This window comes from Bacteroides reticulotermitis JCM 10512, from assembly GCF_000517545.1.
Taxonomy (GTDB): Bacteria; Bacteroidota; Bacteroidia; order Bacteroidales; family Bacteroidaceae; genus Bacteroides; species Bacteroides reticulotermitis.
Genome location: NZ_BAIV01000017.1, coordinates 56,796 through 69,599, shown reverse-complemented (window position 1 = coordinate 69,599; position 12,804 = coordinate 56,796). Strand labels below are relative to the sequence as shown.

Genomic DNA, 12,804 nt, shown 5'->3' with positions numbered 1-12,804 from the left:
ATTAAAAGTTAGCGGAAAAACCAATACCATACTCACGCTTTCTCGGATAACGATACGAGTCCTTACCAATCTGAAGCGGGTTATTTGTAGAGAACTCAGGATCGAAACCGGAGTAATTGGTCCACGTCAAGGCATTATTCACAAACGCGTATACATTGACGTTCTTCAACAGCAGCTTCTGCACCCAGTTGTTAGGCAAGTCATACGCCATACGTATATTCTGCAAACGGATGAAGGAAGCATCTTCCAGATAGAATGAGTTACCTACACGGGCATTGTTAAAGTCATCATTGTAGGGACGAGGATAAATTGCCCGATCACCCGGACGCAACCACATGTTGTGGATCACTTCGGGAGAAGGTGTTGTGCCCGAATACTTGAACATATTGCGGTTGTGCTCGGCGGCGTTATAGATCTTACCACCCAGTGAATAATAGAATCCCAGGTATAAAGAGAGCTTTTTCCAGGTCACGGTCGTATTCAGTCCACCGGTTACATTCGGCATCGCATTGCCGATAACCATACGGTCGTTGTCATCGATCACGCCATCGCGAGAACCTTCCGGCTCAGACCAGTTGTAGTCGCCGCCACGGAAAGGTTTGCCGTTGGGCAGTGTTTTGCGGTGTATATCACCGGTATACTCTTGTCCGTTCAACATATATTTATATTGAAAGACGCCACCTTCAAAAACAGGGGTCAGCTGTTCCCAACTATCCGTAAATGCGTTCGATTCATCGTACGCAAAGACTCCGGCACTCTTAAAGCCGTAGAAATCGCCTACTTGTCCGCCTTCCTGCATCCACCAGATATCGCCTTCCATATAGGCTTTACCTTCGGAGAGTTTCTCGATGCGGTTTATATTGCGGGAGATATTGAACGACGCGTTCCATTGCCAATCCTTCGAACGAACAAGGTCTCCTGTCACAGCTATCTCAAAACCACGATTGCTCATCTCGCCAACGTTGGTTTTCATGTATGAGAAGCCTGACTCCTTGGGCAACTGGTAGTTGGCCAGCAAACCATCGGTGTACTTATCATAGTAATCGGCGGTGATAATCAAGCGGCTATCCCAGAAGTTCAAGTCGAGTCCCAGGTTAAACTGCTTGGTCTCTTCCCACTTCAGGTTGTCTTTACCGATACGGGTGGGAACTACGCCGCCCACTCCATCATAAATAGAATTCGGCGAATAGGAATAGATATAGTCATAATTGCCAATCGCTTCATTACCTGTGATACCGTAGCTTACGCGAATCTTAGCATCTTCCAGAAAACCTTTCGAGAACTTCATGAAATTCTCGTCGGAGAAACGCCATCCCATCGATACGGACGGGAAATTACCCCATTTGTTTTCCTTGGAGAAACGAGAGGAACCGTCGCGACGGATATTAGCCGTGAACAGGTACTTGCCCAGATAGTCATAGGTGACGCGGGCAAAGACGGAAGCCATGGCGTGGTTGGACAACGTCGATCCGGTAGCGGATAAGTCGAGGTTGGCAGCAAAGGCATTCATCGTATAGATAAAATCGGTCGACGAATTCATTCCTACAAAGGTTTCGTTCTCATAACGCCATTGTTGCGCGCTGACTCCCGCCATCACACTGAAGTTATGGCCTTTGATCTTACGGGCATAGGTGATGAAGTCTTCGTTCATCCAGTTCCAGTTGAGGTAGTTATAAGAATATCCTCTATTCTGTCTCTGCCATTCATCGGTAATCAGGCTAGGCTCCAGCTTCTTACGTTTGTCTAAATAGAAGTTCGCGCCGACATTGGCCCGGAACTTCAGGTATTTATTGAACTTTATTTCAAAGAACTGAAAGAAGTTCGCCTTATAAGAGTCGGTGAAATCGGTTGTATAGTTGATTTGAGCAATGGGATTCTTCTGGCCATTGAACACGCCAACCAACGATCCGTCGGGATAATAGGTATTGAAATACGGACGACGGCTTAATACGGAACTCAACAATTGTCCTTCATTCAAACCTTTCTTCTTTGAATAGGTCAGCGACAGACGGCTACCCATATTCATCCAGTCTGTTGGCGAATAATCGGAGTTGATACGTGTATTCAATCGTTGGAAACCGGTATTCGAAATAATCCCTTTCTCGTTATAGTAACCGGTATTGATGAAGTATTTCAGCTTCTTCGTACCGCCTCCTACACTCACATCAATCTGATCTTTCTGAGCCGTACTGGTAATCATATCCAGGTAGTCGTTGTCGACATTGAAGAAGGAGTTGTAAGGATCGTCCAGTATGTCGATACTTTCGGCCGGATTGCCCCCGCCGTATGTTTCGAAATACTCTTTGCGATACTGGTCGTACTGCAAACGATCTAAGCGGTTGGCTTGCGCCACTTTATGGGAAAGGGTTCCCCAGGAGTGATTGTACTTAATATCGATGCGGGCTTTTCCTTCTTGGCCGCTTTTGGTCGTTATGATGATAACACCGTTGGCCGAACGCGATCCGTAGATAGCAGCGGAAGCAGCATCTTTCAGGATCTCCATCGAGGTAATGTCATTGGTGTTTATTCCATCAATACTTTCCAAAGGTACCCCGTCGACAATATAAAGAGGTGTAACTCCTTCTGCTGAGAACGTAGAGGTTCCGCGAATCTTAATAGACGAAGATTCTCCGGGTTGCCCCGAACCGGACACAACTTGTACACCAGCAGTTGTACCTTGCAAGGCTTCGAAAACACTCGTCGCCATTTTCTTCTCAATAGCTTCGCTGGTGATAGAGGTTATCGCGCCTGTTACATCACGCTTTTTCATTGTGCCGTAACCTACCACAACGACTTCATCCAGAAGTTTGGAGTTTTCTTCGAGAACAATGTTCACGGTTTGATCCTTCACGACTATATCTTTAGAAGTATATCCCATGAACGATATGGTCAGGGTGGTTCCTTTCTTGGTTACACCCAACGAGAAGTTTCCATCCAGATCGGTGATGGTTCCCGTAGTCGTTCCTTTCTCCATCACATTGGCTCCCGGCAACGGGAAACCTGTTTTATCTACAATCACTCCTTTTACCGTAAACCCGCCCTGCGCATAAATCGGACCGGTCAGTAAAAGGAGACTTAAGGATAGCAAAAGAAACGACTGAAGCAATCGTACTTTTGTCCCGCTTTGCAAATCTTTCATAACTAGAATAAATTTAAAATGGTTAATTACAAAGGTATAATTCGTTCTTTACTATAAAGAGGAGGTAATCTGGTATGTACATACACACCACTTGCTTAAAGGCATTACCAACGTCACAAAAGTAGGGCGTATTGGAGCATACAACCCTATCCGATCGTTCGTTTTATAAGGTCTAAAAGTTCGGATACCCTGTCTCAAGCACTAAATAGGGGCTTTTTAAGCGGGAGGCTGCTGAGATTTCCGATATTGCGTGGGAGCAACACCGAAAAGTTCTTTAAAGCATTTGTTGAAGTATTGAGGATTTCCAAATCCCAAGCGATAGGCAATATCTGATATATTCATCTCGGGAGCGTTCAATAAAAAGTAAGTGGCTTTTTTCAAACGCATATTCATGATGAAATTGTTAGGCGTACTTCCGGTAATTCCTTTGATCTTCTGAAATAAAACCGTGCGTCCCACGCCCATCTCTCTTGAAAACAGTTCGACACTAAACTCCGGATTCTCTAAATGAGCCTCTACCACCTGCGTGGCTTGCTCGATAAACTGCTGATCGAGCTTATTGGTCGCAATCTTTTCCGCTTTGCCATCCAACTGACGGGCATACTTCTGCTGCAAAATCCGACGGGTGTTAATCAGGTTGTTGCACTGCATCACCAATCTTCGCATATTGAAAGGCTTCACGACATAACAATCGGCCCCGATTCGGAGTCCTTCCAGTTCGCGTTCGGGCGCACTGAGCGCGGTCAACAGAACAACAGGAATGTGGCAGGTTTCTATATGATTCTTAATTTTAGCGCACAACTCGGTTCCGGGCATTCCCGGCATCATGATATCCGAAATAACTAAATCGGGTTGTAGCTTTCTTACTTTATCATAGCCTTCTTCACCATCGCTTGCGGTTTCAACCGTATATAAAGGAGAGAATATATCGACGAGAATATTTCGGATCTCTTCATTGTCGTCGACAACCAGCAACTTACAGTCGGTTGTTCCACTCTCGCTTTGTGCAGTCTGCCCCTCTTCGATCAGAGCCTGCTTCTCTTCCGAGAAGTAAATATACTCTTTATCATGTGCCGGGTCGACTCGGGTAACGGAAGAATCAAAATGAGCGTCCCCCTTTTTAAAAGTAACACTGAAACAAGCGCCTTGCCCAATCTGACTTTCGACCGCAATGTCACCCTGATGGCTTTTACGATACCTTGACTGAGGGCCAGACCGATACCCGTTCCGCCATATTGCCCGATATTCTCCACCTGATAGAACCGCTCGAATATCTTGGCGTAGTCTTCTTTCGAGATCCCCGCCCCATTGTCGGATACTGAGAACGAACAGTCATCGGCTCCTTCTGTCAGCTTTATCGCAATAGAACCGCCATCGGATGTATACTTAAATGCGTTCGACAACAGATTATTGATAACTTTTTGTATCTGTAAACGATCACCCCACATCAGGCATTGCTCGCTGTCGGCATCCAAGGTAAAGGCAATCCCTCTGTTGGCAGCCAACTCTTTGAACAGAACATAATGCTCTTTCAGCAGAGCATACAAATTGAAACGGGATACTTTTAAGTTTACGAGCCCTTGCTCCTGCTTCCGGAAATCGAGCAATTCGGTTATCAGCGACTTGAGGCTACCGGCATTCTTATATATATTCAACAACTTGGAATAAGCGTATGTCGACAGTTTGCCGGAGTTCAACAGCATATCTACTTGCCCCAAGATTAGGGTAATGGGGGTTCGGATCTCATGCGAGATATTGGTGAAGAAACGCAGCTTGGACTGATTCATTTCTTCGATATGCTGTTTCTCCCGAAGTTCAAACTCGAGTGATGTCCGCAGGAAGATACGAATCCGGTATTCGCGCACTACGAAAAAGAGGATCGTTAGCACAAGCCCCACGTAAATAAGATACGCCCACCAAGTTGCATAGAATGGCGGCGTTATGAGAATCTCCAAAGAGCTGATTACTTCCGGCGAATTCTTCAAGCGGATTTCGAAAACATACTTACCCGGCGATATATTGGTATAGGTAATGTCATTCCCTGCCCGGCTCTCACTCCACTCATCATTATACCCTTCAAGCCGGTATTGCACTTCACCTCCACTGATATGCAGGTAATTGTCGGTCGAGAAGCCGATGGAGAATACATTCTGTCGATAGCTCAACCGTATCTGATCGGTATAAGCGAAGGCTTTATCGAGAATACCGCTTTGGTCGCCCGTTCTCACTTCTTTATTGTTCACATAGAGATGCGCCAACTGCAAATCGTATGTTTTAGGAGGATACTGTAAACTGCTCTCTCGGATAACAACCAAGCCCGTTGCCCCACCCATATAAATATCGTTCTTACCGGATACGTACAATGACTTCCGGTTAACCAACGTTAGCGGGAATCCGGTCTTGGAATTAAAATTAGTAACTCTTCCATCTTGCCTGTCCAACATGGATAGGCCGTGTCCGGTTCCCATCAACAACTTTCCGGAGGGTGTCTCACTCAACACCCGTATATTCTCCCCCGAAAGCATCTCTTCACCGGTATGCAGGAAAAACGTTTGCTCTTTTTCGTTCAATAGGAACAATCCGCTACCATGTGTGCCCACCCAAACATCTCCGTTCCGGTCTTCATAAATGACGTTAACCAGTTCTTTTTGAGACTTCACACGCTTCTTTAGGCTTATTTTATAGGTTTTTGTCTGCTTGGTATCGATCGAATAGGCAATACATCCGGCATCGGACGCAAACCACAACCGCTTCTTCGAGTCGAGCAACAACGTATTATAGTTATGTGTAAACAGTTCTTTCTGATGAAACAGTACTTCCGTTTTGAGTGTTCGTTTATCCAAACTAACCACTGCGGACGTTGTACCTATATATAAGGTGTCCGGTGTATCGGCCAATGCGAAAAGAGCCTCGCCAACTTCCGCTTCTTTTCCGGTAGCTATCGCATATACCTCATTCCGATAGGTGTCCAGTCGGAAACAGTTAATCTGATTCGTATAATCGGCCGCAATCCACAAACAGTTATGAGCCTCATCGTAAACAATGTCTTTCAGGAAGTCGGAACTGAAATGATGTCCCGTATGCACGTTGAAATGCTTGAATTGATCTTTCCCCGGCTGATACAAATTCAATCCGCCACCTTCGGTGCAGATCCAAACTTGACCGAGTTTATCTTCGGCCATAGCCCCTACCACGGAGAAGGAAAGTCCGTCAGCAGATGCCTGGTAATGTCGTAGGTTCTGGTATTCGGGCGAGAAATAATTCACGCCACCCCAATACGTACCCACCCAAATAGTACCTTGATTATCGGTATACAAAGAAGTTATCGAACGGTTAGACAAAGCGCCCATGCGCGTAGGGTCTGCCTGATAATGGTAAACTCTCCCCGTAGCAACCTCTATCTTACTCAGTCCGCTTCGATACCCAACCCAAATATTTCCCTCGAGATCCTGAGATAACGCTCTCGCCATATCATCCCGAAGCTTATGGGTCTCTTTTCCTTCATATTCATAATGATGCAAAGGCTTCCCATCGGGTGAGAAACAAAAGACGCCATGGCCTTGGGAACCGATCCATATATTCTGATTACGGCTACTCATGAGCTTCATGACTTTGATGCCGGGTAGCTCCAGGCCTATCTGTCCGCTAGTATCTAGTCGCATAACCCCATTTTCTTTCAGCGCAATCCATAAAGTTCCCGCCGCATCCTCAATCATACTTGTGCCGCATTCCGGAAGTTGTATGCCCGTATGCATCTGTTTCAGGTGACGAGTGGTCTTTTCGTACAGAAAAAGTTTATTGTTCTTCACAATCCATACCCCATGTTTACCTTTTGCCAATATAGAAGGGGAAGATATGGGAAGCAGGTGGTAGTTCTCAGTTGCCAAATCAAACTGAAAGACTCCGGTAGAGGTCAATAAAAAAAGGCTCCCCTGCCCGTCATCTATCATCTGAGTGACGTAAAGGTTGCCATAACTAATTGAATCATTATGGAAATAGTTGAAAACCTTGATACGATTACCGTCGTAACAATTCAACCCATCTAAGGTAGCAATCCAAATCCGGGACTTCTCGTCCTGACAGATATCGCTCACCGTTATTTGAGACAGCCCATCCTCGACACTTAATGTTTCGAATCGGTACTCCTGCCCAGAAAGAGTTAAGATATTTCCTAAAAAGAAAAAAAAGAGAGGTATAAGTAGCCTTTGTGCACGCATACGATGATCCAAGGTTTAATAAGTCTATGTTTAGCATACAAACATAGGCATTTTTACGATAACCACCAAGTTGCTTTCTATTCTTCCCGCCCGAAAGAGCGATATTCCAAAGGTGTAAGTCCGGTCCGTTTCTTGAAGAAAGAGAAGAAGTATTCCGTTGATTGATAACCTAATGTAAAAGCAATCTCTTTAACCGACTGCGAAGTACCAACCAACAATTGTTTAGCTTTACGAAGTTTTAGCTCCTGAAAATATTTGGCAGGCGCATAACCGGTGTAGTCTTTGAATACACGGCGAAACCAGGAATAACTGATATTTAAGCGCATCGCCAACTCTTCCGGATCAATCGACCCAGCCACATTTTCATTCATTATGATTTTAGCCTGTTCGATTTTCTGATCAACATCACTTATCTCATAAACCTTATTTTTAGATACAGTCAGGATGAGTCCGATCATGTGCAAAAGGATGCCTGAGAGATATTGCTGAGCCGAGATTTTATCGGCTTCGGCCACTTCAATTGCCCGAAGAAATAAAGACGTAAGTTCTTCATTTATCCCGATTTCCAGTATTTGTTGCTCCAAAGATAAGAAAGAATCGCGTACGATAGCATCCATAATGGGGCCTTCAAATCCGATATAATATTCGGTCCATCCGGTCTGTCGAAGCGGAGTATATGTATGCCATTGTCCGGGAAACAGTACAATTAGCCGGCCTTTACAGACCTGCTTTTCCAGTGTAGAGTCCGAAGAAAACAGTCCCCGGCCTTTCGTAATATAAACCAATTGATATTCACGCAACACGCGGCCCTTGTCTGCATTAAAGAAGTAACCCGAAGGGTGGTTTTTCAACGGATAGGGAGAGTCGGGAGGTATAGACTGATAGCCAACCGCATTCACCCACAGACCGAACTTACGGTCCATATCGTTCACGATCAGGTATTTAAATTCTAATCCTACGTTGTTGTCTTCAGTCATATAAGCGTGCTTTCATGGCGTTGAAATGAACAAAAATAGATATTATTTTCATAATACACACGCTAAAACACAAAAAACATCCGCTACCCGCTTTGAGGTACGCCCGGATGTCACTATATAAACTTTATGCAATAGGATTTCAGAGAGCTTTCCGATACAATGCTTCAATATCTGCAACCGATGTCGGACGCGGATTACCGCCTGTACATACATCGTTGAATGCAGCCACTGACAATGCCGGAATATCTTCTTCTTTCACGTTGATCTCATGCAGTTTCTGCGGAATACCCACGCTCAGCGATAAAGCTTTAACAGCTTCAATAGCAGCCTGTACGCCTTCTGCTTCACTCATGCCATCCGTATTCACACCCATTGCTTTGGCAATCTGGATGTATTTAGGAGCAGCGGGAGATGCGGCATTGTATTCCATCACGTAAGGCAGCAACAAAGCGTTAGCCACACCGTGCGGAGTATCATAGAAAGCACCCAACGGATGAGCCATGGAATGGACAATTCCCAAACCTACATTCGAGAATCCCATACCGGCGATATATTGTGCTTGCGACATTGCTTCGCGCGCAGCTACATCTTTGCCGTTATCAACTGCCGCTTTCAGATTCTGGGCAATCATTTCAATCGCTTTCAGTTCGAACATATCGCTCATTACCCAAGCTCCCGGAGTGATATAACTCTCGATCGCATGAGTCAGCGCATCCATACCGGTAGCCGCAGTCAGTCCTTTCGGCATCGAGTACATCAATTCCGGATCGACAATCGCTACAGCAGGGATATCGTTCGGGTCTACACATACCATTTTCTTACGGGCTTCTTCATCAATAATCACGTAATTGATGGTTACCTCAGCCGCTGTTCCGGCAGTAGTAGCAGTGCAAAAGTAGGCACAGCCTTATGTTTGGTATCGGCTACACCTTCCAACGATTTCACATCAGCGAAATCGGGGTTGTTAACCACAATACCGATTCCCTTAGCCGTATCAATGGCAGAGCCTCCACCCAGCGCCACGATAAAGTCGGCACCGGAAGCCTTGTAAGCAGCTACTCCGCTTTGCACATTGGCAATGGTCGGATTGGCTTTTACATCACTAAATAGTTCGTAAGGGATTTGGTTATCATCAAATACTTTCACAATTTCGGCAGCCACACCAAATTTAATAAGATCTTTGTCGGTTACAAAAAAGCTTTTTTAAAGCCACGGCGGGAAGCTTCTACAGCAATTACGCTTCTGCATCCGGCACCAAAGTAAGAAGTTTCGTTCAGAATAATGCGGTTCATAAGGATAACATGAGTTTTAAAAACTGCCGTAACATTCTCTTTACACAAGTCTGTTACGGCAGTTGAATATAAATTGTTCTATTATTTAGGCAGGTTGAAGGCGACACTCATCTCCTTCATCTGTTCCTGAGACATTCCGTCGGGTTCGAAGCCATATTCTTAGCAGCAATATAAATCAAAGCCGATTTATTGAGCACATCGATCTGGTCAAAAGCTTGCATCGCATCGCAGTCTATGGCAAACACGCCGTGTTTTTCCCACATGACAACGTCATATTCTTCCAACTCTTTGATGGTTGCTTCAGCCAATTTCACCGAACTAGGCAGTTCGTAAGGGATAATTCCCAGGCCAAGCGGACAAAATGCTTTCGTTTCGGGAATCATGCTCCACAATAAATTGGAAGCTACATCTTTTCCCAAGAACGCTTTACAATGTGTCATGGCAATCAGTTCGATCGGATGCGTATGAACAGACGCTTTATAAGGAGAACCTTTAGCGATCAGATTATTGTGTACGCTCAAGTGTGAAGGGAGTTCGGAAGTAGGAGCAACCGGTTGGTCGGCGATGATCACATAGCTGGCGCAGTCGTCCAGAATACGAATTACCGAACCGTTTTCCATCGGCCAGCGAGCCAGGTCACGCATACGTTTGTTGGTTCCCTTGCAATAGAAATAACAGCCTTTCAGATGAGGAAGTGTGGTTCCGATAGATTTCACCTCACTGATCGGTGCCAGTTGGCGTATCTCTTCATCCACAAACTCAGTGATATTAACGGTTATGTTTCCACCATTGCGTTCCGCCCATCCTTTTTGCCACAAGTAGCCGGCAACTTCCGCTACTTTATTCACTTCTTTGGCTAGTCCCGGACGATTTTCTAAAATTGATTTCATATCTATTTATTTAATTACAGGTTTGGGAAAACCAGTGAGAAGATCAGGACTAGCAATCCGCTAAGCAATACAACGATTGTCTTGGTAGAAACGCCCTTCCACTCTTTCAGGATAATCCCCCATACATTGCTAAATGTTACATTCAGCGCCATCAGGATACACCAAGAGAAAGCCAAAAGTACCGGATTGCCGGTGAGGAAGCTCTTGCCCATCTCCAGTCCGAAGAATTGCATATACCACAAACCTCCAGCCAATGCGCAGAACAATAAATTATTTCCCCATACTTTTCCTTTCGCGTAGTCACCCATTGATTTGTTGGCTACATTCTGCTGCAAGCAGTAAACCGCATTGGTCAGGAATCCGCCCACCGTAACCAGGAAGATTACAGGAAGACCGGCATACAAACCTTCAACGCCACCTGCCAGAGCAGCTTCTTTAATCGGGGTTCCGGCGTCAAGTCCCAGTGCGAAGCAAGCACTCATCACACCGGCAAGCAGAGCTACGAGTAAACCTTTGGTCAACGCAAAATCTTTTACGGCAGCACGTTTCTCTTCTTCGCTCATGTTCTTCGCACGCAGACTACCGGCATAGCAATAATGGCGATACCTGCAAGGTGATACAAACACCGAGCAGCAAAGTCAAGCCGTCACCTTCGAACAGGTTAGTTCCGCCAAAGAGAGCCGGAAGAAGCGTTCCGAAACCGGCACAGGTTCCCAAAGAGATACTCTGTCCCAACGCAACGCCGAGGTAACGCATAGAGAGTCCGAAAGTCAATCCGCCTACTCCCCACAATATACCATAAAAGATGCTCATTCCAGCACCTCCCGATCCCCATAGTTCGAGCAAACTGCTCCCCTGGGGTACTCCCAGTAGTGATCCCAGGAACGGGAACACTAACCAGGCAAATACACCTTGTGTCAACCAGAAGCTTTCCCAGTTCCACTCCTTTACCTTATTAATAGGTACATACGAGCTGGACTGGCAAAAGCTACCGATAGCTATAATCAACAAGCCTATTAGAATGTCCATATCTTATCGTTTAGAAGTGACATCGGCTTCGTATTTCTCAATTTCCGCAATAAAATCTTCACCTACCGGAACATTGTTCTTCAAGCAATACATATCCCATACGGCATTCCAAGGAAGTGCTTTAGCTTCTTCAAGCAACGCCAGACGTTGGAAACCTTGTCCGTTTGCTTCGTATTCGCGCAGTTTAACGATCGGTTCAAGCAAAGCACGAGTCATGCTCTTCTGAGCAGCACGGCTACCGATTACATAAGCACCGATACGGTTGATAGAAGCATCGAAGTAGTCAAGGCCATAATGTACGCGATCTAAAGCATTGCAACGAACGATTTCGCTGAACAGTTCCAGTGTCGGATCATCCATGATTGTAACGTGGTCTGAGTCCCAACGAACCGGACGGCTTACGTGCAACATCAGTTCAGGAACATAAAGCAACAGTGAAGAAACTTTGTCGGCTACGCTTTCTGTCGGATGGAAGTGACCGGTATCCAGTGTAACCATCTTGTTGCGAGAAGCGCCATAACCGATGTAGAAGTCGTTCGAACCAACGGTATAGCTTTCCAAACCGATACCAAATACTTTCGATTCGATACAGTCTTTCATATTCTTATATTCGGTAGCGAAGATCTGATCCAAAGAATCTTTCAGCAACGCACGGTATTTCATACGATTTACAGTAAGGTCCTTGCTTCCGTCATGTACCCAAAGATTCATGATACAAGGATCACCTTGTGCCTTACCCATCTCTTCGGCTACAGCACGACAGCGTTTTGTATGCTCGATCCAGAATTGGCGGATGCCTTCGTCGGGGTTAGACAGTGATAAATCACCAGATTTCGGATGTGAGAAAGAAGTAGAGTTGAAATCAAGCTTCATGTTGTTCTCTTTACCCCATTCGATCCAGCTTTTGAAATGTTCGGGTTCTACTTGGTCGCGGTCTACTACCTTGCCTTGGAAATCACCATAGATTTCGTGCAGGTTCAAACGGTGAGTACCCGGAATGTAAGAAGCTGCTTTTAAAATGTCAGCACGCAGTTCCTCAATGTTACGAGCTTTGCCCGGATAGTTACCGGTAGCCTGTATTCCTCCGGTCAATGCACCGGCTTGTACCTCAAAACCTGTTACATCGTCAGCCTGCCAGCAATGAAGTGACAAGTGGAAGTCCTGCATAGTCTCCAACACTTTTTCAGTGTCAACACCTATGGCTGCATAACGCTCCACAGCAATCTCATACGCTTTCTGAATCATTTCTTCTTTCTTCAT

Annotated in this window: 3 protein-coding genes and 4 pseudogenes; all 7 read right to left on the bottom strand. The window is 45.5% G+C overall.

All coding sequences use genetic code 11. The annotated features are described in order from the left end of the window. Position 1: 1 nt before the first annotated feature. Positions 2-3,139 (bottom strand): SusC/RagA family TonB-linked outer membrane protein, encoded by a 3,138-nt coding sequence (locus JCM10512_RS11685; RefSeq protein ID WP_044163254.1) that lies wholly within the window; start codon positions 3,137-3,139, stop codon positions 2-4. Between the two features lie 216 nt (positions 3,140-3,355). Next, positions 3,356-7,356 (bottom strand): annotated as a pseudogene (locus JCM10512_RS11680) (hybrid sensor histidine kinase/response regulator transcription factor). A gap of 77 nt (positions 7,357-7,433) precedes the next feature. Continuing rightward, entirely contained in the window at positions 7,434-8,333 is a 900-nt protein-coding gene (locus JCM10512_RS11675) for a helix-turn-helix domain-containing protein (protein ID WP_044163252.1), read from the bottom strand. 139 nt (positions 8,334-8,472) lie between these two features. After that, positions 8,473-9,625, bottom strand: a pseudogene (gene fucO / locus JCM10512_RS23080) (lactaldehyde reductase). 81 nt (positions 9,626-9,706) lie between these two features. Continuing rightward, positions 9,707-10,515 (bottom strand): annotated as a pseudogene (gene rhaD / locus JCM10512_RS11665) (rhamnulose-1-phosphate aldolase). 14 nt (positions 10,516-10,529) lie between these two features. Next, positions 10,530-11,544 (bottom strand): annotated as a pseudogene (rhaT, locus tag JCM10512_RS11660) (L-rhamnose/proton symporter RhaT). A gap of 3 nt (positions 11,545-11,547) precedes the next feature. After that, positions 11,548-12,804 (bottom strand): L-rhamnose isomerase, encoded by a 1,257-nt coding sequence (locus tag JCM10512_RS11655; RefSeq protein ID WP_044163250.1) that lies wholly within the window; start codon positions 12,802-12,804, stop codon positions 11,548-11,550.

Coding starts and splice junctions, on each gene's coding strand:
- JCM10512_RS11675 (WP_044163252.1), bottom strand. CDS start 8,333: ATGACTGAAGACAACAACGTAGGATTAGAATTTAAATACCTGATCGTG.
- JCM10512_RS11685 (WP_044163254.1), bottom strand. CDS start 3,139: ATGAAAGATTTGCAAAGCGGGACAAAAGTACGATTGCTTCAGTCGTTT.
- JCM10512_RS11655 (WP_044163250.1), bottom strand. CDS start 12,804: ATGAAGAAAGAAGAAATGATTCAGAAAGCGTATGAGATTGCTGTGGAG.